This is a genomic window from Paenibacillus sp. MAH-35 (assembly GCF_058135425.1).
In genome coordinates this window covers 217,281-242,208 of sequence record NZ_JBYUPU010000004.1, presented here as the reverse complement: position 1 = coordinate 242,208, position 24,928 = coordinate 217,281, and the positions used below count along the sequence as shown (strand labels likewise).

Annotated in this window: 19 protein-coding genes; 8 read left to right on the top strand and 11 right to left on the bottom strand. The window is 55.7% G+C overall.

Annotation, left to right across the window (positions count from 1 at the left end; translation table 11 throughout):
• Positions 1-67: 67 nt before the first annotated feature.
• Entirely contained in the window at positions 68-1,129 is a 1,062-nt protein-coding gene (locus AC3Y2E_RS05890; RefSeq protein WP_379208131.1) for a hypothetical protein, read from the top strand.
• An 8-nt stretch (positions 1,130-1,137) separates the two neighbouring features.
• On the opposite strand, the gene AC3Y2E_RS05885 is transcribed toward AC3Y2E_RS05890, so the two are convergent.
• The 8 genes from AC3Y2E_RS05885 to AC3Y2E_RS05850 form a co-directional block, all read right to left on the bottom strand.
• Entirely contained in the window at positions 1,138-1,974 is an 837-nt protein-coding gene (locus tag AC3Y2E_RS05885; protein ID WP_379208129.1) for an aminoglycoside adenylyltransferase domain-containing protein, read from the bottom strand.
• A gap of 257 nt (positions 1,975-2,231) precedes the next feature.
• Positions 2,232-2,816 carry a hypothetical protein gene (locus tag AC3Y2E_RS05880; RefSeq protein WP_379208127.1) on the bottom strand — a complete coding sequence of 195 codons (585 nt, stop codon included), beginning with the start codon at positions 2,814-2,816 and terminating at the stop codon, positions 2,232-2,234.
• A 117-nt stretch (positions 2,817-2,933) separates the two neighbouring features.
• Positions 2,934-3,812, bottom strand: a complete 879-nt coding sequence (locus AC3Y2E_RS05875) for an aldo/keto reductase (protein ID WP_379208125.1) — start codon at positions 3,810-3,812, stop codon at positions 2,934-2,936.
• A gap of 200 nt (positions 3,813-4,012) precedes the next feature.
• Positions 4,013-5,422: a sulfatase family protein gene (locus AC3Y2E_RS05870; protein WP_379208123.1), complete on the bottom strand. Its 1,410-nt coding sequence runs from the start codon at positions 5,420-5,422 to the stop codon at positions 4,013-4,015.
• A 24-nt stretch (positions 5,423-5,446) separates the two neighbouring features.
• Positions 5,447-6,973, bottom strand: coding sequence for an extracellular solute-binding protein (locus AC3Y2E_RS05865; protein WP_379208121.1), 1,527 nt, complete (start codon positions 6,971-6,973; stop codon positions 5,447-5,449).
• Positions 6,974-7,003: 30 nt separating this feature from the next.
• Positions 7,004-7,870: a carbohydrate ABC transporter permease gene (locus AC3Y2E_RS05860; RefSeq protein WP_379208119.1), complete on the bottom strand. Its 867-nt coding sequence runs from the start codon at positions 7,868-7,870 to the stop codon at positions 7,004-7,006.
• A 21-nt stretch (positions 7,871-7,891) separates the two neighbouring features.
• A complete protein-coding gene (locus AC3Y2E_RS05855; protein WP_190930004.1) occupies positions 7,892-8,845 on the bottom strand; it encodes an ABC transporter permease in 954 nt (317 codons plus the stop codon).
• A 162-nt stretch (positions 8,846-9,007) separates the two neighbouring features.
• A complete protein-coding gene (locus tag AC3Y2E_RS05850; RefSeq protein WP_379208116.1) occupies positions 9,008-11,332 on the bottom strand; it encodes a helix-turn-helix domain-containing protein in 2,325 nt (774 codons plus the stop codon).
• Positions 11,333-11,488: 156 nt separating this feature from the next.
• Here AC3Y2E_RS05850 and AC3Y2E_RS05845 point away from each other — a divergent pair, with 156 nt between their 5' ends.
• From AC3Y2E_RS05845 to AC3Y2E_RS05830, 4 genes are all read left to right on the top strand, one after another.
• Entirely contained in the window at positions 11,489-12,169 is a 681-nt protein-coding gene (locus AC3Y2E_RS05845; RefSeq protein WP_379208114.1) for a response regulator transcription factor, read from the top strand.
• Positions 12,166-13,527 carry a sensor histidine kinase gene (locus AC3Y2E_RS05840; RefSeq protein ID WP_379208112.1) on the top strand — a complete coding sequence of 454 codons (1,362 nt, stop codon included), beginning with the start codon at positions 12,166-12,168 and terminating at the stop codon, positions 13,525-13,527. Before AC3Y2E_RS05845 ends, AC3Y2E_RS05840 begins: the two co-directional genes overlap by 4 nt.
• A 107-nt stretch (positions 13,528-13,634) precedes the next feature.
• On the top strand, positions 13,635-15,878 hold the full coding sequence (locus AC3Y2E_RS05835) for an MMPL family transporter (protein WP_379208109.1): 2,244 nt from the start codon (positions 13,635-13,637) through the stop codon (positions 15,876-15,878).
• A gap of 179 nt (positions 15,879-16,057) precedes the next feature.
• Complete coding sequence (locus AC3Y2E_RS05830) at positions 16,058-16,519, top strand: hypothetical protein (protein ID WP_379208107.1); 462 nt, start codon at positions 16,058-16,060, stop codon at positions 16,517-16,519.
• Positions 16,520-16,813: 294 nt separating this feature from the next.
• Here the strand turns inward: AC3Y2E_RS05830 and AC3Y2E_RS05825 are convergent, their stop codons facing one another.
• Entirely contained in the window at positions 16,814-17,203 is a 390-nt protein-coding gene (locus AC3Y2E_RS05825) for a potassium channel family protein (RefSeq protein ID WP_379208105.1), read from the bottom strand.
• A gap of 413 nt (positions 17,204-17,616) precedes the next feature.
• On the opposite strand from AC3Y2E_RS05825, the gene AC3Y2E_RS05820 reads away from it, so the two are divergent.
• Together AC3Y2E_RS05820 and AC3Y2E_RS05815 are read left to right on the top strand one after the other, a co-directional pair.
• Positions 17,617-21,099, top strand: coding sequence for an ATP-binding cassette domain-containing protein (locus AC3Y2E_RS05820; protein ID WP_379208102.1), 3,483 nt, complete (start codon positions 17,617-17,619; stop codon positions 21,097-21,099).
• Positions 21,100-21,202: 103 nt separating this feature from the next.
• Positions 21,203-22,084, top strand: a complete 882-nt coding sequence (locus AC3Y2E_RS05815) for a C40 family peptidase (RefSeq protein ID WP_379208100.1) — start codon at positions 21,203-21,205, stop codon at positions 22,082-22,084.
• 220 nt (positions 22,085-22,304) lie between these two features.
• Here the strand turns inward: AC3Y2E_RS05815 and AC3Y2E_RS05810 are convergent, their stop codons facing one another.
• Both AC3Y2E_RS05810 and AC3Y2E_RS05805 read right to left on the bottom strand, forming a co-directional pair.
• A complete protein-coding gene (locus AC3Y2E_RS05810; RefSeq protein WP_379208098.1) occupies positions 22,305-22,784 on the bottom strand; it encodes a YbaK/EbsC family protein in 480 nt (159 codons plus the stop codon).
• Between the two features lie 37 nt (positions 22,785-22,821).
• Entirely contained in the window at positions 22,822-23,379 is a 558-nt protein-coding gene (locus AC3Y2E_RS05805; protein ID WP_379208095.1) for a helix-turn-helix domain-containing protein, read from the bottom strand.
• Positions 23,380-23,706: 327 nt separating this feature from the next.
• On the opposite strand from AC3Y2E_RS05805, the gene AC3Y2E_RS05800 reads away from it, so the two are divergent.
• Positions 23,707-24,426 carry a FadR/GntR family transcriptional regulator gene (locus tag AC3Y2E_RS05800; RefSeq protein WP_379208093.1) on the top strand — a complete coding sequence of 240 codons (720 nt, stop codon included), beginning with the start codon at positions 23,707-23,709 and terminating at the stop codon, positions 24,424-24,426.
• The last annotated feature ends 502 nt before the right edge of the window (positions 24,427-24,928 follow it).

Below are 24,928 nucleotides of genomic sequence, written 5' to 3'. Positions count from 1 at the left end.
GTGCTGAAAACCGGACTTTTTGAACTCTCATTTAAAGGTGCGCTTGCAGAAAGGATGGATCGATATCGTGAACGAATCGAGCGGGCCCTTGACCGGGCCAAGCGAGGCATCGCCGGAATCCGGCCGGCAGACGGATTTCGTCCAGCTGCTCCGGGACAACAGCGACAGCCCTGAAACGTTGTACGCCAAAATAACCGGAGACCGCCGGCTGGAGGTGCTTGTTCCGTACAAGGGAACCAGATGCGCCCACTACGACTTCGGCAAAAATCTTCACGACGACTTCATGCTGTTTCGCGGCGGAGCCGTCTCCGAGCTCGTAATCGAGCCTTCGGGCCAGCCTGAGGGAGCGCCGCATATCGACGCTGCCAAACGTTATGACGTGCTGAAGCCGTGGAGCAACAAGGAGTACGCCCTCTGCGTCTCACCGGCCGGCTCCGGACATCCGCACCAGTGGCTGCCCGAGCATAACCGGACGGGAACCGTATTCGCCGTATCGCAGCAATTATTTATCGACGACGAGGAATTGACGGATTGGAGCGGACAGACCGGCTTTCGCCCCGTACAATCGGTACGTCTCGTCCAGCGCATGATCGGCATTCATCCGGACGACCGTTCCCGCCCGATTGCGGAGATCGACTGTTCGCATACGGTCGACCGCCGCGGCGTGACCGTGCGGTCGAAGATTATCTGGCTGTACCCGGTATCGATCGGCTCCGGGTACGGCATGATGGTTCCAATCGAAGGCTCGTTTGCTTATAAGCTCGTGACCAGCCTCGGCCGCGTCTATGACGCCACCGCGACGGACCGCAGCCGCACGAATCTGCTGGACGACGACCAAGCGGTCAGCTACGCGTTCCTTCACCGGCCGGGCGCCGAAGACGGCAGATCGAATACGGTCGCGGCGATGACCATTCACGATATCGGCTCCACGCTGCGTTACGGCCAGGAAGGACGCCGGAGAAACAATCCGGTTGTCTGGCTGGAGCACCGGAACGAGCAGATCCAGAAGCTGTATCCGCAAGTGTTCGATCAATATACGGCACAAGCCGGAGATTTTTATGAAGCGGCAGGCGTTTATTTTGTCGGCGAATTGCCGGAATCACACCCTCTTCTGATAAGGCGAGATTAGCTTCCGGCCTATTCCGCAGGGAGCTCCTCGTACAGGCGGTTGCTTTCGGCATGTACGTACCGGAGCAGCTCCACCAGCTCGCGAAGCCTTTGCTGCTGAGATTCATACAAGCGCAGAGGCTCGCGGCGCTTGATCGCCACAGCCTCGACGATCAGCCCCCGCCACTGAGCCGGAACGATTCGCAGCCCGTATTCGCCCGCCCCCAGCTTGCTCGTAATGCCATGCTCCCGGATCGTGTACAACTGGCGCAGCATGCCGAGCACACACCACTCGACCGCCTCGTCCATCATGTCCTGGACGAGACTGTCGCAGCACGACAAGTTCGGGTCGCCGAGGCGCTCCTCCAGCCGGCGCATCCTCCCCAGCCAGTAACCGTTCATATTCCGGAAGACATAGCGGAGTAACGGCCCGATCGAAGCGTCGTATTCCAAGGCGACGGCAGGACCGTATACGCAGAGACCGTAATGCTTCAGCGTGTACCAGGTGACCGGATTCAGATCGGCCCCGTGTCCGTCCCTATGCAGCGTCTTCTCGTAATACACGGTAAGCGGACGGATGGCCGATACCGGAAGTCCCAGCTGTTCCTGCTGCAGGTACGCTCCCATGAGATCGGTTTTCGGAAGCTCGGCTTCCACGTCCCGGTGGGCGTCTGCGATGCCCCGCTGCAATTCGGCCGTCAGCGGCCTCGTAACGATGGCGACGAAATCGATGTCGCTCGTTCCCTCCACATAAGCGTCCAGCGCGACAGAGCCGTATAAGTAAACCGATTGAACCAATCCCGGCACACGGAGCTGAAGTGCGCGGGTCAGTTTGTTTATCGTAAGTTCGACAGTTGATGGCAGCATGGTTATACTCTCCTCCCAAGTTCGAAAGATCCCCGTTTCCTCCCCATTGTAGCAACCCTCCCTGCAATTCACCTACTGATAGATGAATGATAACAGGATCGCGTCATGAAGCGGAAGCAGGATCGTTGTCGACCGGAGAAGCGCGGCGAAGCTGCGGGCATGCGGAAACCCGCAGCCAAACGGCTGCGGGTACATGTTCCTGTCCTATAGAATCAGCTCGCCTGCGGGAATGAAGGCCGAACCTCCACCAGTCGCAGTCACTGGATTTCATCCACTTTGCCGTTCAACTCGCCTCCGGCGTAGTAGCTTAAAATCTTTTTCTTTTGCTCGTCGTAGTACACATAGGCGGAGTACGCCGTTTTTTTCGTCCCCGGGTCCCAGGACACGAACAGCTGGGCCTTTACGTTTTTGTTTTTGATCCCGGCGAGATCCGGCATATCTTCCTTGGCATCGAACTTATATCCGGCTTTCGGCTCAATATCGTAACGCCAAACCTCCGCATCGTCCAAGGCGCTCGTTACTTTCGTATATTTATCGCCCAGCAGCTTCGTTACCTGATCCTTGGTCATCGAATCTTTCAGCTTCGTCTTCACTAGCTCAAGGTCGACAACTGAGCTCTTGGACTCGGACGTTTCCGGCTTGGCGGCGTCAGGCTTCGACGCATCCGGCTTCGGCGGCTCCGGCGTTTGATTCGTATTCGTATTCGTATTCGTATTCGTATTCGTATTCGGCTTCTGCTCCTGCACAGCCGCATTACCCGACGTCTCCTGGGGCTTGCTTCCGCAGCCGCCCAGTACGATCATCGTACAAACAGCCAGCGCAAACAGTCTCGTTCTTTTCATCCGCTTCTCTCCTTTGTCGCATCGTTGTTGTCGTCGTCTCTCGTATCATTGACGTAATAAACTGGCATTTCGTTACATGATCCTATTAACAATCCCGGGTTCCATAGGCAATTTCCTCTATACTCCGGAGGCTGCGTCTCCAAACGGGCTGCTGTAGCCGGCAACGGCCCCCAGCCTTTCCATGACTTCCGCATCGCTGAGCGTTCCGTACCTTTCGACCGCTTCTACGATTAAGGGAAACAGCTCGATATCGCCCGCGCTAGCAAACCCGCCGATTCCCGGCTGCGCCAGCACGTAATGAACGCAAGCATCGATCGCATCCCGGCTCGTGAACGGCTCGTACCACGTTGCGAAGCTGCGCTCCTGCCCGTGTGCCCAAGGACCTTTGGCGACCGCCTTGATGACGCGCAGCGAGACGTCCTGTTTTGCCGCTTCAGCGGCCAGAGCATCGAACGACTCCCGGTACTTCGGCAGCGAGTACAAATAATAATTAAACGGTGTAAGCACGGCTTCAAACGGATACCGGCGCACCGCCTCGAGATGGACGGCCGGCGCCTGGTGCCCGTGGCCCGTAATTCCGATATGGCGCACCAGCCCGTCCGCTTTGGCCTCCAGCGCGGCTTCCAGCGCACCGCCCTCGCGCAGGCACAGCTCCAGCTCGTCCGTCGTGCCTACCGCATGCAGTTGCAGCAGATCGAGCCGATCCGTCCTCAGACGTTCGAGTGATCGGCGGATCTCTTCTCTCGCTTCCTTTTTACTGCGCTGCGTCGTTTTCGTGGCCAGAAAAATACGGTCGCGGATTTGCGCCATCCAAGGTCCGAGCCGAAGCTCGGAATCGCCGTAGCTTGCCGCCGTATCGATATGATTGACGCCGTGTTCGAGCGCATAAGCGATAGAGCGGTCCGCCTCCAGCTGTGTAACCTGACCCAGCTTCGCGCCGCCGAACAGCAGCACGGAGCTGTCGAAGCCGATCCGGCCCATTTTTCGTTTGATCATCAACAACGCCTCCTATGCCCCCACTATACTCCCTGTCCGCTTTCTTGGGAAGAGCCTGCTTGCCTTCTATTCGGACCAAGCAATCGCAGAAATTGTCGAAAAAAGAGCTGTCTCCAAACGCAAAAAGAGCTGTCCGCAGATCCATACGATCTGCCGGAACAGCTCCGGATAAAGGATTCCGATTCCGGAAAACGAATCGGTCAGCTCTCCTCTTGGTACGTTTTCCGGCCTTGTCCGTCCGGTCCGGCCAGTTCCAGCTGCCCGAAGCCGGTAACCGCCTCGCGTGAGCCGTCGCGGCGCGGGTCCGCATAGGTGACGAACCAGCGGTTGAGACGATCCAGCATCGCCCTGCGATGTTCCTCTGCTTCCGGCACGTCAATCAAATTGGTACGCTCCTCCGGGTCGGCCGCAATATGATACAGCTCGTGCGGACCGTACGGATAACGGTGAACGTACTTCCATTCGCGCGTGCGCACCATCCGGACTGGACCGTACTCGTCGTAGATGACGATGTCGTCCCGGCCGCCGCCGCTCTCCTCGCCCAGCAGCTCCGGCAAGAAGCTGCGGCCCGGCAGCTTCTCCGCTTCCGGATGCGTTAACCCGCCTACATATTCGAGCAGCGTCGGCATGAAGTCGTAGCCGCTGACCAGCTCGTCGCAGACGCGGCCTTGCGGAATGCGTCCCGGCTGGCTGAAGATGGCGGGTACTTTGACCGAGTTGTCGAACATATTAAACGGGAACGTGCCGTTTCCTTTGCCCCATATGCCATGATGCCCGCAATTAAAGCCGTTGTCGCTCATAAAGCAGACGAGCGTATCGCCGCGAACGCCCATCTCCTCCAGCTTGTCGAGAATCCGGCCGATATTCGCGTCCATGGCCGTCACGGCAGCGAAATATCCTTTCAGATTTTCCCGCTGGTTGTCCGACCACGGAGCCGTCCGGATCGACCACGGATGCTTGGGCTCCTGCGGGCAGCTGTCGAACGCGCAATCGTCGTACATCTCCACATATTCCCGGGGATGATTATCGATCCACGGGCTGTGCGGGGCCGTATAATGCACGCTTAAGTAAAACGGTCCGCCGTCCCGCTGCGCGTCCAAAAAGGTCAGCGCATCGTCGGTAATCACATCGGTTAAATAGCCCGGCTCCTGAATCAGCTCGCCGTCGCGGATCATCGGCGCGTTGTAATAAGCGCTGCCTCCGGTCTGATGCACGTACCAGTGGGTAAACCCTTTTTGCGGCGTGCGGCTGTCGCCGAGATGCCATTTCCCGCTTAATCCGCACGTGTATCCGTCAGCGGCCAGCAATTCCGTATAGGCGGTCTGTCCCGCCAAGTATTCGATCGGCCGCTCCCCCACATTGCCGCCGCGTATCCAGTCGTGCACGCCGTGCTGCGAAGGGATGCGCCCCGTCAGCAGGGATGCGCGGGCCGGAGAGCATACCGGCGAGGTGCAAAAGAAACTCGAGAACCGGGTTCCTTCCGCAGCCAGACGATCCAGATGGGGCGTGCGGATCTCGCTGTTACCCGCGCACCCGAGAGCCCAAGGGCCTTGGTCGTCGCTTAAAATAAATACGATGTTGGGTCGTTGTTGCAGGCTGGAACCCATCATGCCGACGCTCCTCTCGAAAAACCGTCATTTTTTTTGCGCCTGATACGCCTTGTTGACCGCGTCAAGCACCTTGGCGCCGCCTTGGTCGCGCCACTTTTTGGACAGCTCGGCGATGCCAGGGTCGATTTCCCGTTTGCCGGTAATCATCTCCAGATAATACTGGTTGAACAGCTCGCCCAGCACGCCGCCCATCTCCACTTCCTCCGGCGTCGTAACGTTGACGAGGTTCGGAACGATTCCCTTGGAGGCGACTTCGACCGACTGCTTCGCACGGTCGGCCTGCGGCTCGGTTTGCGGCAGGTAGTTGACCGTCAGCGGCCATACGACGCTGCCCCATGCGAGCGGATGAGACCAGCCGTTCGAAGAAAACCCGTCCTTCGCCCGTTCTTCCTCATTGTAGGTGATCGTGTCTCCCTGCTTCGTATAGTGCACGCCCTCGAGGCCGAGCTGCAGCAGGTCGCGCCCTTCCTTGGACAGCATGAACTCGATAAACTTCGCGGCTTTTTCCGGATTTTTCGCCTGCTTCGTGACGGCCGTGAACAATCCGCTTTTCGGAGTGCTGATCATGCCCCGCTTGCCGTCAGGACCGGCCGGTGCCTGCATGTAGCCCAGCTTGCCCTGCGGATTGACCTTTTGCAGACTGGACTCCAGCCGGTTGACGTGCCGGAACAGCGGCGCCGGCATAAATCCGACCTTGCCCTGGTAAAACTTTTGTTCCCGTTGCTGGTTGTCGTTCAGCAAAAACTCGGGATCGATCAGCTTTTCATTCCACAATTTCCGGATATACTCCACACCTTGCTTAAACGCCGGATGCTCGAAGATCGGAACGACTTTGCCCGAGCTGTCCGTCACCCAGTCGCCGTGCGGAAGACCGTACGCATACAGGATGAAATTAAACGAGGTGTTAAACCCGGTGCTTTTGTTGGCCGTAAGCCCGTACGTGTCGGCTTTGCCGTTTTTGTCCGGATCGTTTTGTGTGATCGCTTTCATCGCCTGATACAGCTCATCGAGCGTCTGCGGCGGCTTCAGCCCGAGCGTCTCCAGCCAGTCGGCCCGGTACGTCAGTGTCGTATTCGTCCGCTCGGTCTCGATAAACGGATAGCCGTAGTAGTTACCGTTCACCGCCGTCCAGGCAAGATCTTTCTCCAGCTTGGCCTTGATGGTCGGCAGTTGCGGCAAGTATTGGTTCAGGGGAACGAGCATCCCTTCGGCAATCCACTGGCTCAGCGACGCCGACGGGTAATTGATCGTGACGATATCGGGCAAGTCTCCCGTAGCCATCGCGACATTAATTTTCTCGAAGCCGCTTTCCGGAACGACCTTCACTTCAAGATCGATGCCGAGCCGCTTGTTGATCTCCGCGATAATCCGGTCTCCCGGCTGAATCGCTTTGGCGGCCGTATCGCCGGGCGTCAGGAATACGATCTTGACCGGCGCCGACCCGTTGTCCGTCCCGGACGCCGATTCTTTGTCAGCGCTGCCGCAGCCGGCAGCTGTAACCGCCAGCGCTGCGCTAAGCGGCAAAGCAAGCCATTTTTTCTTGTTACCCATAGAATAATCCCCCTTGTATGAATTGTCCATTTATTCCTTGACTGCACCTAACGTAACGCCCTGCACGAAATAACGCTGGAAAAACGGATAGATCAGCATGACCGGAATGGCCGAGATCATGATGGTCGCCATCTTGATCGACGGGCCGAGCAGAAACGGGCTGTCCCCTCCGGACTGGAAGGACGCTTCGTTGTCGATCAGCATCGACCGCAGGAACAGCTGCAAGGGCCAAATGTCTTTGTCGGTTACGTACATAATCGCCGTAAAAAACTCGTTCCATTTCGATACGGCGTAAAATAGCGACACCGTGGCGATGGCCGGCATCGACAGCGGGATAACGATTCGCAGCAAAATCCCGAAGTCGCTGCAGCCGTCGATTCTCGCGGACTCCTCCAGGCTTTCCGGAACGGATGCGAAGAAGCTGCGCATAATAATGAGATTATAAGTCTGGATGGCGACCGGAATCATCATCGCCCAGATCGAATTCAGCATGCCTACCTGCTTCACCGCCAGATAGGTCGGGATAATTCCGCCGCTGAACATCATTGTAAACACGATGGCGAACATAATGTACCTGCCGCCCGGCAGCGACTTCTTCGAAAGCGCATAAGCCGCGAGCGTGGTAGCCGCCATGCTGATCGCCGTTCCGGCTACCGTGATGATGATGCTTACCCGATAAGACAGCCACAGCTGCTTCAGCCCGAGCAAATACGTATACGACTCGAACGTAACGGATTTCGGGTACAAATGCAGGCTGGACGACAAGCTTTCCTGAATCGGCGTAATCGAGACGATCAGCGAATCCCAGAACGGGTATAACGTGATCAGCGCTAACAGAGTCAAAAAGATCGTGTTGGCCGCATCGAATAGTTTGCTGCCCAAGTTGCCGCGAACCATGTTCCATTCCTCCTCCCTCCGTTAGTATATCCCCTGTTCGCCCATCATCCGGGCCAGCCGGTTCGCTACCACTAGCAATACAAAGTTGATCGCCGACTTGAACAGGCCGACTGCGGCCGCCAGACTGAATCGTCCTTCCGTTAAACCGATCCGGTATACGTACGTGTCGATAATATCCGAAGATTGGTATACCCCGGGGTGATACAGGACGAAAATCTGCTCGAAGCCGGCTTCCATCAAATGTCCGATCCGCAAAATGAGCAGGATGACGATCGTGCTGCGGATGCAAGGCAAGGTAATGTGCCAGATGCGCTGCCACCGGTTCGCTCCGTCCATCAGAGCGGCTTCGTACAGCTGCGGATTGACTCCTGCAAGCGCTGCCATATAAATGATCGTGTTCCATCCGAATTCTTTCCAGATCATCGACCAGACGAGCGTGCTCCGGAAGTAGGTATCGTCGGTCAGAAATCCGACAGGCTCTCCCCCGAACGAGCGGATCGCATTGTTGACGACACCCGAGTCAACGGACAGCAGATTGATCATCAATCCGCCGAGAATGACCCACGAAATAAAGTGAGGCAAATAAATAACCGTCTGTACCGTCCGCTTGAACGCTATTTTTCTCACTTCATTCATCAAGACGGCAACGAACAGCGGCAGCGGGAATCCGAACGTAAGCCGGTACAAGCTGATGACGATCGTATTCCAGAACACCTGCCAAAACTTGTCCAGCGCGAACAACGCCTCGAAATGCTGAAAGCCTACCCAAGGGCTTCCGAGTATTCCTTTCGTAATGCTGAATTGCTTAAATGCTATCAGCGCTCCATACATCGGGTAATAATGAAAGATTCCGTAATACACAACCGCGGGCAAAAGCATCAGGTACATATAACGGTTGGATACGATTCGCTTCCACAGCGCCCGGCTTCCGATCTGTCGCTTCGTCCCGTTTGTAGTTGCCGGAACATACGCCATAAACAAAAATCCCCCTTTCCTTTTGCTTGGTTGGTGTGGTTCGTGTAAGCACTTTCAGCATAAGGGAGCGGGGGAAACGCGCTCAAGATTCAATTGTTGTGAACGGTTACATCCGGTCGGAATCCGGCTTTTTGGGGCAGGTATCTTTTTTTCGGATTGGTATCAATCGGTGTGTCCGGGGCTGTCCAAACGGCCTAAAACCTCGCGATTCCGGTATTCCGTAGGGGTTAAGCCGCTCCATTTCTTAAACGCGCGGATGAGATTTTGCTTTTGCCCGAAACCGGTCGCTTCGGCGATCTCAATAATGTTCCGGTTCGATTCCTTGAGCATGCGGCAAGCTTCGCGGTAGCGGATCTCGGCCAAATAATCGATAAACGTCGAGCCGGTCACTTCCTTGAACAGCTTCGATAAATATTGGCTGTTCATATACACCATATCGGCCAGCATCTGCAGTCCCAGCGGCTCCCGGTAATGCTCCTGGATATAAGCGGCCAGCTTGTTGATCACTTCCGCGTTTTTGTTGCCGCGCTTATGCTCCAGCTCGCCGTCGATCGCATCCAGGACGCCGTCGAGCCAGAGCCGGATCTGCTCCAGCGTCTGCAGCTTGGCGAATTCCCGGTGCCACCGGTCCTCCTGCTCGAACGGCTCCTCGCTTCCCGCCAGCTCTATGCGGACGGCGACCAGAGCGTTGACGAGATAGGACAGGATCATGCTTTTGGAGGAGAAGCCGGACTGGCCGTCCTGCTCCAACTGGCGGATCATCTCGTCCTTCGCTTCGGCCGCCTGATCGGTCCGGCCCGACTTGAGATCGCCGATCAGCTTGTCCACCGTTTGCCGGTAAGCGATAAAACGGTTCCGGCTCGCCCGGTTCACCTGCATATCGTGAATCGACAAGATGCTCCCGATCCCCGCGATTCTCTCCTGCAGCAGCGCTTCGTTCGCCTCGTTATAAGAGAGCGCGATTTCCGAGAGTTGCTCGTACCGGCCTCCGATCCCGAACGTAACGAATATGCCTTCGAGCTGTTCCGCGACTTCGTTTTTGATCCGGAGCGCGAGCTCTTTCACGTTCTCGATCGCCGTCTCCTGCGAATCCGTGCAGGACGTGTTGAGAATCAACACGTCGTGTTTGTGAAACCGGCTGACATAAGCGCCTTTGCCGTAATGGCCGAGCGCTTCCTCGCATACGGCGCGGATATGGAAATGAATCATGTTGTGCACCTGCTCGTCGGAAGCGGTCAATATCGGATCGGGCATATGAACCCGCATCACCATCACAATAAATCCGTTAGGCTCCAGATCGAGACGGTAATAATCCATCTGCCCGTTCATCCCGTCGCTGTCCGTTACGTTGCCCGACAGCAGATTAAGCAGCAGATGATCGCGCACCACAAGCTCCTGTCCGCGAAATTTCGTCTTGAATTCATCGTTCTCGTGCTGCAGCCGGTCGATCGAGTCGCGGATAAATCCGAATTCGTCGCCGTATTTCGCTTTCGGAAGCGGCTTCTCCATATAAGCAAGCAGCGACTGCACCATGTTGCGCACCGGTTTGTAATGGCGTCTCGACACGTACACCATCAGCAAAACGCCGGCGGCCAGTCCGATCAGACTGATCAGCAACGCGATGCGAATGACTTCGTGGGAGCGCTTGAACAACTCGCCGTACGGGTTAAGCGTGATATAGATCCAGCCGTTCGAAGGATTTCGCATAAACGAGACGAACATCTTCTCCCCGCCGATCTGTTCGATGAAATATCCTTCTTTCGCATCACGGATCTGATCGAGGTCCGCCTGGCCGAACGGCTCGAGAATCATGCTTTTGTCTTTGTACGACAGCACCTTTCCTTCCTCGTTCAGAATCGCCACGTTGCCGAGCTTGCGGTTATTCGTATTCACGACCGCGTTGTACAGCACATCCTCCTTCAGGTTGATGAGCAGCACGCCTTTTTTCTCCGATTGATTCAGCGGCACGCTGAGCAGGAAGCTGATCACGTTCTCGTGCTCTCCCGAAGCTCCGGTTACGCTGGCCGCTTCCCACGCCCAAGTGCCCGGCCGGTCGATAAACCTTTCCAGAACCGGTCGGTAGGAGAAATCGACCCTGTCGGTAATCCCCGAGCTGGAGATCAGCTTCCCGTTAACCGAGCTGTATAAATAAATCGAATGCATATAGTTGGATGAATTGATACGGGTTGCAAACAAGTCGCTGGCGCTTTTCAGAAACCGGTACTCTTCCTCCAGGTTCCACGGTAGCCAGACCGATTTCACGACGTCCGGATTAAGCGCCAGCGATGTGGCGATCTGCTGTACCTCGCTAAGCGACTGGTCAACGATTTTACTCGTTTGCAGCAGCAGCTCGCCGTTGGCTCCGATAATTTCCTCCTTCAGCATGGCCGTCGTATACCGGTAGACGAGCGCCCCGATCAGACAGGTGATCAGAACGACCGCAACCGTTAAGTGCAGCAGTAAACGAATGTAGACGGACCGTTTCACCGGAAGCCCCCCTTGTGAATGATTGCGGTTACATTATAACACAGCATGTCCCTACTACTGAATGTAAGGACTTGGGAGACCGCGATTTTTGCGGCAGCTTCCGGGTTAGGGTTATAATGGGAGTAGCGTAAAATAACCGGAAGGAATGGACTTCTAGTGAAGACGACGATATTGATCGCGGACGACGATCCGCACATTCGCGAGCTGCTGCGTTTTTATTTGCGCAAGGAGCTTTATACGGTATTGGAGGCGGCGGACGGAGCCGAAGCGCTTCGCATTCTGGAATCCGAGCACGTTCAGCTGGCTGTCGTCGACGTGATGATGCCGGTGATGGACGGCTGGGAGCTGTGCCGCCATATCCGCGAATACGCCAACATTCCGATCATCATGCTGACGGCCAAAGGAGAAATTAACGACAAGGAAATTGCCTTTCGGGCCGGAACCGACGACTATCTCGTCAAACCTTTCGAGCCGAAAGAGCTGTTGTTTCGCATAAAAGCGCTGCTGAGGCGTTACCAGACCGTATCTTCGAAGCGGATTCGCATGCACGATACGGTGATCGACCGGACCAGCTACGAGGTGCGTGTCGGAGGGGAAGCCATCGCTTTGCCTCTCAAGGAGTTCGAACTGCTTGCCCAGCTCGCCGCCTTTCCGAATATGACCTTCACCCGCGAGCAGCTGCTGGATGCGATCTGGGGGGCGGATTTCGACGGGGACAGCCGGACGATCGACGTTCATATCAAACGGCTGAGGGAGCGGTTTCACGGCCGGACGGACGATTTTACGATTACGACAGTGCGCGGGCTCGGTTATAAACTCGAGGTACAGGACGAATGAAATCGTTATACTCGCGAATTGTAGTCACCTTTGTCCTGATTGCTCTGTTCAGCGGTGTCGTGGCGTTGTTCGGCGTCAATCTGTATTATCAGCAAAGCCTGAAGTCCTATAACGAGCAAAAAATCGCCAACATCGCCAAAGAGATCCGTTCGCTGTACGGCCAATCGGGCCCGATCGACCTGCACGCCTATTTTTCCAGGATCGCCAGCATGGGGTTCCAACTGTACGCCGTAGACGAAGGGATGAAGGGGACGCTTTACGGCCCTCCCTTCAAGCGCAGCGATATCGACCCTTCCGTCATCCAACGCGTTCAATCCGGGGAAACATATATCCCGACGAGCAAGTTCGTGACAGGTTTGTTCGAGAATACGATCCGGCACAGCGTAGGAATCCCGTTTCAGGCGTATGGTCAAACGTATGCTTTATTCGTGCGCCCCAATATGGAGCTGCAATTCGGAGAGGTCCGGACGCTCGCCGGACTGCTGCTGGCCGGCACATTTCTGCTCAGCCTGCTGTTCATCTTCGTCTTCACCCGGTATATCGTCAAACCGGTCGAGAAACTGACCGAAGCTACGACCGCTATTGTGCAAGGTCAGTACGATATGGAGCTAGACGTGTTGAGACGGGACGAAATCGGCAATCTCGCCCGACACTTCTCCAGCATGGCCAAGACGCTGCAAAAGCTGGACGATATGCGGCAGGAGTTCGTATCCAGCGTCTCGCACGAGATCCAGTCGCCACTCACCTCGATTCAAGGTTTCGCCCAAGCGGTGCGCAACGAACCTCTCACCTCCGAGGAGCGCGACCGTTACCTGGAAATTATCGAGGAGGAAAGCAGGCGGCTGTCATCGCTCGGCAAACAGCTGCTCACGCTCGCTTCGCTCGACAAGGAAGCGGATATCATAAAAAAATCGGCCTACCGGCTCGACGAGCAGCTCCGGCAAGTCGTCCTGCAGACGGAATGGCAGCGTCACGAGAAAGAAGTGCTCGTCGAACTGGACGCCCCGGAAATGATGATTACGGCTGACCGGCAGCTGCTTAATCAGGTTTGGCTCAATCTGCTTACGAACGGCATCAAATTTTCCGATCCCGGCCAGACAATCCGGATCAAGGTAACCGTGGGCACGGAGATTGCCGTTACGGTCAGCGACCAGGGCATCGGCATCCCGGAAGCGGAGCTGGGTCACATCTTCGAACGGTTCTACAAAGCCGACAAAGCGCGGAACCGGACCCGCTCCGGCAGCGGACTCGGGTTGTCCATCGCCTTGAAAATCGTGCAGCTTCACGGCGGCACGATCGAAGCGCATAGCCGGCCGGGCGAAGGCACCACCTTCGTCGTCCGGCTGCCTCATCTATAATCCTCTAAGATTCCCCATCTGTAATACTCCATTCATCTCCTGTTCATATTCGGTCTTTACAATTCCGGTTGAGAGAACAAATATGATCAGGAGGTGGATGTTTCACGATGCTGCACGCACTCCAATCCCTAACAAGCTGGGCCGGCAGCCGCAAAGGCGCCAAAATCGTCCTGGCCGTCTGGCTGATCGTCATCGTGCTGTTAAGCGGAATCGCGCCCGCCGCCAAAAAAGAAGCCGTCAGCGCAGGCGAAGGAAGCATACGCGACGATACGCCGTCGGCAATCGCCTCGCAATTGCTGGACAAGCATTTCCCGTCCGACGACGGCTTGCCGGCGCTTATTGTGTTCCATCGCGAGGCAGGCATCGGCGAAGCGGAACGGGCGGTCATCTCGGAGATGAGCCGGTGGCTCTCCTCGCCGCAGAAGCCGGAGCATGCGGGAGGCGCCCTGCCGTTCCACGAGTTGTCCCGGACGGTGCAGGACAGTCTGATGTCCGACAATGGGACGACGCTGCTATATCATCTCAGTCTGCGAAAAGGACTCGATTCCGCCGGAACGTACGAGACGATTCTACAAATCCGGGAATGGCTGGATACGAACGGCTCCCCCGGGCTGCAAGTGGAAATTACCGGCCCTGCCGGTATCGCCTCCGATACGCTCGCCCTGTTCAAAAATGCGGATCTCGTGCTGCTGTTCGCGACGATCGGGCTGATTCTCGTTCTGCTGATCGTCATTTACCGTTCACCGCTGCTCGCTCTAATTCCGCTCGTCATTGCAGGCCTCGTCTATCAGGTCGTAGACCGGACGATCGGCTTCGCCGGCAAGATGGACTGGTTCGTCATCGACAGCCAGGCGCTCTCGATCATGCTGATTCTGCTGTTCGCCGTCTTGACCGACTACTGCCTGTTCGTCTTCTCGCGGTATCGCGAAGAACTGCGCAAGCTCGGCAGCCAGTACGACGCGATGCGGGTGACGATGTCGCATGTGGGGGAACCGATCTTGTTCAGCGGCGGCACCGTTTTGATCGCGATGTTAACACTGTTTGCCGCAATCTTTAAGCCGTATCACAATTTCGCCCCGGTATTCTCGATCGCCATGGTCGTTATCCTGCTGGCAGGGTTGACGCTGATTCCCGCCGTATTCGCCTTGGTCGGCCGCAAAGCGTTCTGGCCTTTCGTGCCGGTGCTCGAGCCGGAGCGGCCCGTTAAGCGCAAGGACGGATTGTGGGCCAAAACCGGTTCGCTGGTCGTCAAACGTCCGGCGCTCATCGCATCGGCGCTGCTGATCGTGCTTACGGTGTTATCCTTAAATGTCACAACTGTAAAGTATTCGTTTAATTTATTGAAGTCGTTCCCGGAGGAGCTGTCTTCCCGCCAAGGCTTCGAGCTGCTGGAGCAAAACTTCCCGAAAGGCAAGCTCGCTCCCGTAACCGTACTGCTCACATCGGAGAAGGAGATGGCGGTTGATGAGCCGTTCCTTCAACATATCCAAAAGCTCGGAGCCGCGATTCAAAACGTCGGGCACATCGACTCGGTTACTCCGGCTATTGTTCCCGGAATGGGAACACGGGATTCCCCGCTGCCGCGAAACTTTGTTGCAGATGATCGCCACGCGATCAAGCTGCAAATGACACTTGCGGATAATCCTTACGATCCTGCGGCGTTGGACACGGTATCGGCTTTGCGGCAATCGTCGGCCGACCTGCTGCGCAGCAGCGGGTTGGATGATTCCAGCCACGAGCTGCACTTTGCCGGCCAGACCGCAGAGCAATTGGATGTGAGTATCATAAACCGGCGGGACACTGTCGTTACATTTGCGCTGATCGCCGTGCTGATCACGATGATGCTGATGTTCCAGACCCGCTCACTGCTAGCCCCGGTCATCATGATGGCTACGATTCTGATCTCGTATCTCGCGACGCTGGGACTCGGCTGGTTCGTCTTCCATACGCTGCTCGGCTACGAAGCGATCAGTTACCGGATTCCGGTGTATACGTTCGTTTTCCTGGTGGCATTGGGCGTCGATTACAACATTATGCTCGTTTCCCGGATTCGCGAAGAAGCGACCAAACATCCATGGAACGTTGCGGTACAAAGAGGCGTATCGCTTACGGGAAGCGTCATCTCGTCAGCCGGCATCATCCTGGCCGCTACGTTCGCCGTGCTGACGACGCAGCCGATGCAGGAACTGTTTTTGTTCGGATTCACGATGGCGATCGGGATCTTGCTCGATACGTTTCTCGTGCGCGGCGTTTTGCTGCCTTCCATCCTGACGCTGGTCGGAGGCAAGAGCGGCAGCCGGAAGACCGGACCGTCGTCCGCGATCGGAGATTCCAGAACGCCTGCCGGTTAAAAGAGAAGCTTCTAAACGACTAAACGAAGTCTTTTCCATAATGAATGGCGGCTCTGGTAAGGTATCTTTTCTTGCGAACAGCATCTCTCTGTTCGCTTTGTGGAAGTAACGTTTTGAAGCTTAATCATGTTAGCAAATCTTTTTGTAACAATATAAAATGAAGGAGAGGAATGATCCGTATGTTCGGAACAATGTTGTTTTTACATTTGACCAGTTTGATCCTCTGGTTCGGCGCGTTATTCGCCATCGTCGTCCTGCTCGCAATGGCGCGGAGGCGCGACGTAGCCCATGAAGCCAGAGCGCTTGTTGGCAAAGCGGTGCGGCTGTTCGGCTGGCTGGCCCATCCAAGCTCCATCGTGGTGCTCGTCAGCGGCATATTGATGATTATCGAGATGGACTTTGGCGATACGGCAAAACCGTTGTGGCTCACTTATATGGAACGCGGGGGAGGAACGATCATCCTGGCGGCGATCGTGCTGACCGCCCTGTTCGGCCGCACGGCGGTCAAACGGCTGACCGTGCCGGAGAACGGTGCGGCAGCCGCACCGCGTGCAGGCGCAGCTTTGCCGGCGGTAACGGTATTTACCGTATTGATGCTGGCGATCTTGTCCGTGGTTCTCGTGGTCAGTCTGCGGCTATAACGTTGCAGGGTGGAGTGTAGTTTGTAGTAATTTGCAGTGTAATTTGTAGTGTAATTTGTAGTGTAATTTGTAGTGTAAGGTGCAGTGGAAGGTGAGGTAATATAAAAGTCTTTGGCACCTCCCTATTTTCGGGAAGCGGAACCTATTGCTGCGGCTCGATCTCTTTAAGAAAAAACCGTCCGGACGATGTGCAGGATGCCGGGCGGTTCTTTCAGTTTCGTATACGCATCGATACGGTTCGGTTCGCTGCCGTTCGCGCTTCTTCATTCAGCCATCCCAGCGGAGGTCGGCTGCTTAATCATCCGAGTCGGACCGTTTTCGTCTGGCTTTACGAAGGAGCACTTTGGTTGCGTCGCGCTTCTCTTCCTTGTGAAACATAATCGCGTAAGCGAGATGGGCGATAAGCGCCAGAAACAGGCCGGTCCCTACCACGATATACACCATCGTAAAGATTTTACCTAAATCCGTCTGGGGTACGAAGGTTGGATGGCCGACCGTACTGAGCGTAGCTACGCAAAAATACAAAGCGTCCAAAACGGATAGGTTTTCTTCGGCGGTATAAAAGATCGTCCCTGACAGCAGCATGAGCAGGATCAGTACAAAAATAACCCGGAAATTGTCCTGTTTAAATGCGCGGATCACTCCGCTCAGTAGTCTTTTGACGGTAAGCAGAAACGAAAGCATGGCGGCGGTCCTCTTTCCGTGATCGGTATGAGACTGAATCTATGAAGCCGTCCGAGAACGGTGGATGCGAGCTGTTAGAGCTGAATCGAGTGATGTAGAACTGTAGCGATTTATAGGGCTGAATTGAGTTTCATCTAACTGTATCGAGTTGTGTAGTTACTGTGTCGAGTTAGTATAGAACTCATAGGCCCAAACCGGCTGACGCTCGGCAGGCCGGCCCTATCCGCTCGCAAACATAGAAAAAACCCACATCCATTGTGGGTTATCACATTTTAGACATATTTTAAAACAAGTAGGGTATCCTCGACATCCATAATAATAGTATAACGAAAAGATATTTATAAGTCTATACTTTTCCCTATTTTTCCTTTACTTTTTTGGGTGTGACAGTTTATTCACCCAAGGAGGTCCCCATGACGGCACCGCCATACCGAAGCCGTGTCCGGTTTTTGCTGGAACGGTTGTCCCCTTACCGAACACGTATTCTTCTACTCTTCGCCTTAATCTGCACAGGCATCGTGATCCACATGTACAGCCCCCGGTACATCGGACTTTTTATCGACCGGGCAGCCGCCGGCGCCGATTCGTCCTTGCTTTTCGTCACCGCCTTGCTGTTCCTGACGCTGACGATGAGTCGGCAGTTGCTTGTAATCGTCGTTCAATCGCTCACCTCCGATCTCCACTGGAAAGTGACGAACCGGCTGCGGCTGGATCTGACCCGGGCATGCTTGAAGCGCGAGCTGACCTTTTACCATACACACACACCCGGTGAGCTGGTCGAACGGATCGACGGCGACGTCGGTAGACTCGGCAACTTTTTGTCCGCCTTTCTCTTGAAGGTGATCGGCAATCATCTCCTGATCGCCGGCATTGTCGCCGCGATTTTTTTCCTCCATCCGCTTCTCGGCTGGGTTGGGTTACTCTGCTCTACGGCGGCGCTGCTCGTCTTGCACCGGTTGGGAAGTTACGGAACCGCCACTGTAAAAAGCTATATGGCCCAATCCGCCAGCCTGCTCGGGCTCTTGGACGAAACTCTCTCGGGGCGGGAAGACATCCGCGCGCTAAACGGCTCCTCCCACGCCTTCTCCGCCTACTACCGGGGGTTAAGGCGGCTGTATCCGGTACGCAAACAAACGGGAAAAACGTTGGCCGTCGTTCTTAATACTGGCGACATTACGCTGGCTTCCGTCATGGCCGCCATGCTCCTGGCGATGGGGCTGCTCTTGGTTCGCGGTAGCGGACTGAGTCTGGGCACGATGTTTCAAGTGTATTACTACATGATGCTGCTGCTCGTCCCTCTGCGCAATATCGTCGGGGAAATGTCGGACTTGCAGCAGGCCGGCGCTTCGGCGGATCGCGTCAGGGAGCTTCTGGCTGATGCGCACAGGGCCGATTCGAAGGAGAGCGGTCGTTCTTTCCATTGGAACGGCGATGACGGCATCCCGGTGAGCTTCGATAACGTTTCGTTCGGATATGACGGGACCGATCCGGTTTTGCGGGGAGTCAGCTTCCATATTCCCGCAGGGCGGTCGCTCGGGATCGTCGGGAAAAGCGGAAGCGGCAAAACGACGATCGCGAGACTTTTGTTCCGGATGTGCGACGCGCAGCACGGATCGGTCGCGCTCGGCGGAACGGATGTACGGACGCTGGACAAAGATAGCTTGCGAGCGGCGATCGCCTACGTTCCCCAACACGTCGAGCTGTTCGAAGGAACGCTGCGTGACAATATCACCCTGTTTGATTCCGGCATATCCGATCAGCGGATTATGGAGGCGATCGCGCTGCTGCGGCTGAGCGATTGGCTGAAGACGGTTCCCGGAGGTCTCGATCGGCGGATCGAACGGGACGGAAGCAATCTTTCCGCAGGCGAAGCGCAGCTCCTTGCTATGGCCAGAGCGTTTCTGAGAAGCCCGGGGCTTGTTATTCTGGACGAAGCGACGTCCCTTCTCGACTCCGTCACAGAGCGAGCGATCGGCAACGCGATTAACGCGCTGACCCGGTCCGCACATCCATCATTATCGCCCACCGGGTGCAAGCCGTCGAGAACACGGACTATGTGCTGCTGCTGCGGGACGGCCAAGCGGTCGAATTCGGGGAAACCGCGTTGCTCGCACGTAATCCGTCTTCGGAATATGCCAAATGGCGAAGGGAAGCAGGTGCCGGCGATGCGTAACGTATGGACGGTTTTGAAAAACATTTTTTGGTACTATCCGCTTCATTATTCCGCGGTTACCGTTCTCCGCATAGCCGGCTTCGCCGGTCTGGGGGTGCTGTCCGGGCTGCTGATCAAACGTTTTTTCGATCAGGCGGCAAGCGCTTCGGGTCTAACGGAGGCGCAATTGTACGGAATCGTGGCGCTGCTGATTGTCGTCCCGCTCGTTCAGGCATTCACCTATTCGGTCGATCTGGCGCTGAGCTACGGCTGGACGGAAATTATTCGCGCCGTCTTCCGGCGAAACCTGTACCGGCACGTGCTGGAGCAGCCGGGCGCGGCGTCGTTGCCCGTTAGCCACGGAACGCTGATGAACATGCTGCGGACCGACGTGGCGATGCCCGAATCGCTGATGTGGCAATTTCCGTATCTGCTCGGTTATTCGCTCTTCGCTCTAATCGGTTTCGTCACTTTGAGCCTGATCGACTGGACGGCTGCGCTGGCCTTGTTCGCTCCCCTTCTGCTCGCCCTGCTTGCGGTCCGGCTGCTGAAGCCGCGAATTGCCGTTTATTTCGAACGGCAGCAGAGCGCCACGGACCTGTATCTCGGACAGTTGACGGACATCTTCCGCCACCATCAGGCGATCCGCATCAACAACGCCGACGGCGCTTTATTGGACAGACTCGGCAAGCTGGGAGAAGAGCGCGCGGCGGCAGGCAAGCGGAACGCGGTATTTACGGTCGTGTTGGAATCGGTGCTGGATAACATCGTGAACGTAGGCATGGCCCTATTCCTACTGCTGATCGGGTATACGATGGAGCAAGCGGGCTTCACGGTCGGCGGATTTACGCTGTATGTCTACTTTCTGGGTTATGTCGCCCAAATGATCCGACTTTATGGGACGGTTATGTCCGGACTGCGCACAACGGAAGTTTCGCTCGGACGGATCGGCCGCCTGCTCGGAGACGGCGGCGTACAGACGTTAACTCGGAACGACACGCTTTATTTGGACCGGGAACCTCCGGTTTTCCAGCCTCAGACGCTTCCGATCCGCCGACTTGAGCAGGTTGAAGTGCGCCGGCTCGGCTACAGCTATCCCGGCACGGATCAAGGAATCCGGGATATAACGTTCCGTCTGCCCCGCGGATCGTTTACGGTCGTGACGGGACCGGTGGGTTCGGGCAAAACGACGCTGCTGCGGACGATGCTCGGACTTCTGCCGAAAACGGCGGGAGAGCTGAGCTGGAACGGGGAACGGATCGATGATGTAGCCAACTTTATGGTCCCGCAGGCAGCCGCTTACGTGCCCCAGGTGCCCGTGCTGTTCAGCGGTTCTGTGAGGGACAATATCCGGCTCGGCTATCCCGATTCGGATATGCGGTTGAACGACGCGGTAAGAACGGCTGTACTGGAGGACGACTTGGCTCGTTGTACGCACGGGGTGGACACGCTGCTCGGCGCGTCCGGCTTGACGTTGTCGGGAGGCCAGCGGCAGCGTGTCGCTATCGCCCGGATGGCTTACCGCCAAGCGGAGCTGTGGGTGCTCGACGATAGTTCCAGCGCGCTGGATGCGGAGACGGAGAAATTGCTGTGGGCGCGGATCGACGCGATCCGGCAAGCGCGCGGGATCACCTGCCTCGTGGTTAGTGCGAAGCCGTATGTGCTGAGGTATGCCGATCAAATCATCGCTTTAACCGGAGGCCGGATTGACCCGGCATTATCCCGGTTTCTGGGGGACGCTTAACCGCCGATCGGATGAAAGAATGGGACAGATTTACTTACATGCTATATTTTCAACAATGAAAAGTATTCCTATCAAGGCTACAATTGCTTCAGGAGGAGATGACATGAAAAAGAAGATTATCAGTATGGTTTCTATCGCAGCACTGTCCCTTACGATTTCCACAAGCGCCTTCGCCTCACCCGGCACGGTAGAACGTTCGGTAAACTTCCGATCGGCACCATCCACCGGCAGCAGTGTCTATCAATTGATTAGCAAAGGCTCTACCGTCGATATTTTGGAAAAGGTAAACTCGTACTGGCTGAAAGTTTCCTATAACGGAAAAGTCGGATACGTATCGACCGATTACATAAGCGGTTCTACAGCACCATCAACCGGCAGCGGCACTGTTACCAAATCGGCCAATTTCCGGTCGGCGCCGTCCACAGACAGCTCCGTGTACAGGCTGCTGAAAACCGGAACGACCTTTCAGGTGCTAAGCAAAATCAATAATTACTGGTTACATATTTCCGTAGGCGGACAACAAGGATACATATCGACAGACTACGTTTCATACAATGGCGGATCGACAAAGCCGCCGACCACCCAACCGCCTACCGTACCTTCATCGGCCAAAGCCGACCGGATTATCGCCCATGCCAAATCGCTGATCGGCAAAGTGCGGTATGAGTTCGGTGCTAACCGGGCCCCTACGGTGCTGGACTGCTCGTCTTTCACGAAATACGTGTTCGGTCTGGAAGGCGTATCGATGAAATGGGGGACGCGGTTCCAGAAAGATGACGGTGCCGCCGTATCCAAGAGCAATCTGCAGAAGGGCGATCTGGTCTTTTTCTGGACAAGCAAGGCCGGAACGATCAACCACGTCGGCATCTATATGGGTAACGGACAGTTCATCCACAACAGCCCTTCGTTTAACGGCGTCGGAATCTCTTCGCTGGAATCAGGGTATTGGGCCAATCATTACATAAGCGCTCGCCGCGTACTGTAACGGACTTATAGGATTCGAATACTAGCGACATGACGAACGCCCGGTTTGGCTTTACGGCCATGATCGGGCGTTTGTTATGTTTCGGGTTCGCTATAGCCTTAAAGCGAGCCGAGACATTCTGAACCTGGATAAGCTGCCTCTTTAAGTATACAAGGGTCATTCGCCCTTGGAAATGGCTTCGTATAGAAGCTTTTCTTATCCGCTGGACAGACTGCCCGTCTTAACAGATCCGGGTCACTTGACCGCCGGTCATCGCGGCCAGTTCATCCGGCTTCAGCTCGAACACCGCTTTCGGATGTCCCGCCGCCGCCCAGACCGTGTCGAACCGGAATAAATCTTCATCGATCAACGTCACGATTTCTTGCAGATGTCCGATCGGGGCAACCCCGCCAATCACAAATCCGGTACGTTCGCGCACATAATCCGCATCCGCCTTCAGCAGCTTGTCGTTCAGCAAACCGGATAGAAGCTTCTCATTCACCCGGTTCACCCCGCTTGCGACGACAAGCAAGGGCTTGTCCGAGTTCCGGAGCCGGAAAATAATCGATTTGGCGATTTGCGCCACGCCGCAGCCGATCGCATCCCCCGCTTCCTGGGCGGTACGCGCGCTATCCGGCAGCTCCACGACTTGTCGGGCGTACCCCATCTCCGTTAACAGGTTCTGCACCCGTTGCGCGCTCTCTTTCAGCATAATGGTCATAGCCAGTTCCTCCACTTTCTTCGGCCTTCAATCTGTTCTATAAATCGGAATAATGCATAACGACATGCAGCACCACGTCCGCTTTGGAATCGTTAATATAGCTGTGCCGCACGTTCCCTGCAAAGCGGATCGCCTGTCCTTCCCGCAGCGTATACGGTTCCTCCTGGATTTCCATTCGGAAGACGCCCGAGACGACCGTAATATACTCCTGAACACCGTCGTTATGAGGAGGCGACGTGTAACGTCCGCCCGGACTTATCGTAATCGTGAACGTTTCGATCCGGGTTTGCGGGTCGAACGGAAACAGCATATACACACGGCAGCGTCCGTCATCCTCGGTAACGTCCGGAACTTCTTTCCTCGTCGCGATCTTTACGGCTGCCTCCTCTTCCTTAAGCAAGGCGGAAAACGAGACGTTCAGTCCTGTCGCAATTTTCCATACGGTCGTCACGGTGGGCTGCAGCTCTCCCCGCTCGATCTGGTGCAGCGTCCCCTTGCTTACGTTCGTTAGGTTCGCCGTCTTGTCCAGGCTTAATCCCCTCATCTTGCGGATGCGCAGCAAGTTATGGCCGATCCGGACGTGAATGGAGTCCATCGGAGAGCACCCCTCCTAATTTGTATACTATACTATACAATTATAAATATATACGATACACTTTCAAGCGGAAAGTTGGTTATAAGAGAATGTTACCGGGGGGCGGGACCGTACCTGCACCTGCGATTAACCTTTGGAAACCAGTCGTCGTTGCAGAAACGAACCGGGTCAGGCCGAAGGGAATACTTGGCGGTCGAATCCGCAGGATCGGCGTTGTCCAAGACATGAGCGTGCTGTGATGGAAAGAAAGACGCTAAGCCGTACTTTTCCCATACCGTATTCTCCTGTGCTACAATAGAATAATATTTTTCCGATGGAGGCTCAGGGATGGAAGTGACGCGTATTGCCGCAAATAAAATATACGAACAAATCGCCGAGCAGATTAAGCAGCAAATCGTCGGCGGGAAACTGCCGCCCGGCCATAAGCTGCCTTCCACCCGGGAGCTGACGGAACGGTACCAGGTCGGCCGTTCGACGATGCGCGAAGCGCTAAGCATGCTGAAGGCGATGGGACTGATCGAGATTCGCCAGGGTGAAGGCTGCTACGTTCGCAGCATCGAGGACATCGAGATGGAGGTCCCCCGGTTCGAGTTTTTGTTCACGAGCCTGGAAGCGGTCGCCGAGCTGCTCGAGGCGCGCATCTCGCTGGAGGTTGCCAACGCGGGCCTGGCCGCTGCGAAACGGACGGACGAGGATCTGGCCGCCTTGCAAAACGTCTTGTCCGACATGGACAGCGAGCTCGGAACGGAAGCGGTCGGGGAAAAGCAGGACATGCGGTTTCACCTGACGCTGGCGAAAGCGACTCATAATTCCATTATGGTCAAGCTGTTGGAGACGATCTCCGCACAGGTGGAGCTGACGATCCGGGAGACCCGGCGCGTCAGGCTGTACGCGAACAAAGCGATCGCAAGTCAGCTGTGGCACGAGCATAAGGCGATATTCGACGCAGTAGCGGCGCGCGACGTCGAGCGGGCGCAGGCCGAGATGCGCCGCCACCTGAACCACGTCGAAGACGAGCTGATGAAATCGATACGGCGGAAGAGCTGAGCGGGCGGATAGCAGAGCTGGATAAAAGGCCAACCGTATAACAGAGCAGCGGAATTAAGAGCGAGGTTCATTGCCTAATCATCTCATTGTATGCCTAATAACAGCTTTCCTCTTAGTCTCAATTGGACCACTACATTTATAGCACGAAAGAAACTGTCCTGAAGTAGCTTTTCGATCTTTCGACCCCCACTTGAAACTAAATTTCCTCGAGAAAAAGGACCCCAACCTCCGCTTTTCAGTGGATGCTGAGGTCCTTTCGTTTGGGTGTCGGGACGTTATCACATGTGACACTATTCGGACAGCGCCTCATACCGGACCATTATGGAAATGATTGAGTAACGAGAGCCATCTAATTCCAAGCTTACTTTTAACGTGTTGCGTTATCTAACTGTGAACGTTGCTATTACACGAATCGATGTTATTAAGATCAGCGTGCATCAGATTGCATCGCATCCTTTGATCCCCGTATATCGCGATCCCTATCATCATAATCGCTTAGCCT

Excerpts from the sequence above, each read along its gene's own strand:
- AC3Y2E_RS05885 (WP_379208129.1), bottom strand. The coding sequence starts at position 1,974 with ATGCTGCCATCAACTGTCGAACTTACGATAAACAAACTGACCCGCGCA.
- AC3Y2E_RS05880 (WP_379208127.1), bottom strand. The coding sequence starts at position 2,816 with ATGAAAAGAACGAGACTGTTTGCGCTGGCTGTTTGTACGATGATCGTA.
- AC3Y2E_RS05875 (WP_379208125.1), bottom strand. The coding sequence starts at position 3,812 with ATGATCAAACGAAAAATGGGCCGGATCGGCTTCGACAGCTCCGTGCTG.
- AC3Y2E_RS05870 (WP_379208123.1), bottom strand. The coding sequence starts at position 5,422 with ATGATGGGTTCCAGCCTGCAACAACGACCCAACATCGTATTTATTTTA.
- AC3Y2E_RS05865 (WP_379208121.1), bottom strand. The coding sequence starts at position 6,973 with ATGGGTAACAAGAAAAAATGGCTTGCTTTGCCGCTTAGCGCAGCGCTG.
- AC3Y2E_RS05860 (WP_379208119.1), bottom strand. The coding sequence starts at position 7,870 with ATGGTTCGCGGCAACTTGGGCAGCAAACTATTCGATGCGGCCAACACG.
- AC3Y2E_RS05855 (WP_190930004.1), bottom strand. The coding sequence starts at position 8,845 with ATGGCGTATGTTCCGGCAACTACAAACGGGACGAAGCGACAGATCGGA.
- AC3Y2E_RS05840 (WP_379208112.1), top strand. The coding sequence starts at position 12,166 with ATGAAATCGTTATACTCGCGAATTGTAGTCACCTTTGTCCTGATTGCT.
- AC3Y2E_RS05835 (WP_379208109.1), top strand. The coding sequence starts at position 13,635 with ATGCTGCACGCACTCCAATCCCTAACAAGCTGGGCCGGCAGCCGCAAA.
- AC3Y2E_RS05830 (WP_379208107.1), top strand. The coding sequence starts at position 16,058 with ATGTTCGGAACAATGTTGTTTTTACATTTGACCAGTTTGATCCTCTGG.
- AC3Y2E_RS05825 (WP_379208105.1), bottom strand. The coding sequence starts at position 17,203 with ATGCTTTCGTTTCTGCTTACCGTCAAAAGACTACTGAGCGGAGTGATC.
- AC3Y2E_RS05820 (WP_379208102.1), top strand. The coding sequence starts at position 17,617 with ATGACGGCACCGCCATACCGAAGCCGTGTCCGGTTTTTGCTGGAACGG.
- AC3Y2E_RS05815 (WP_379208100.1), top strand. The coding sequence starts at position 21,203 with ATGAAAAAGAAGATTATCAGTATGGTTTCTATCGCAGCACTGTCCCTT.
- AC3Y2E_RS05810 (WP_379208098.1), bottom strand. The coding sequence starts at position 22,784 with ATGACCATTATGCTGAAAGAGAGCGCGCAACGGGTGCAGAACCTGTTA.
- AC3Y2E_RS05805 (WP_379208095.1), bottom strand. The coding sequence starts at position 23,379 with ATGGACTCCATTCACGTCCGGATCGGCCATAACTTGCTGCGCATCCGC.
- AC3Y2E_RS05800 (WP_379208093.1), top strand. The coding sequence starts at position 23,707 with ATGGAAGTGACGCGTATTGCCGCAAATAAAATATACGAACAAATCGCC.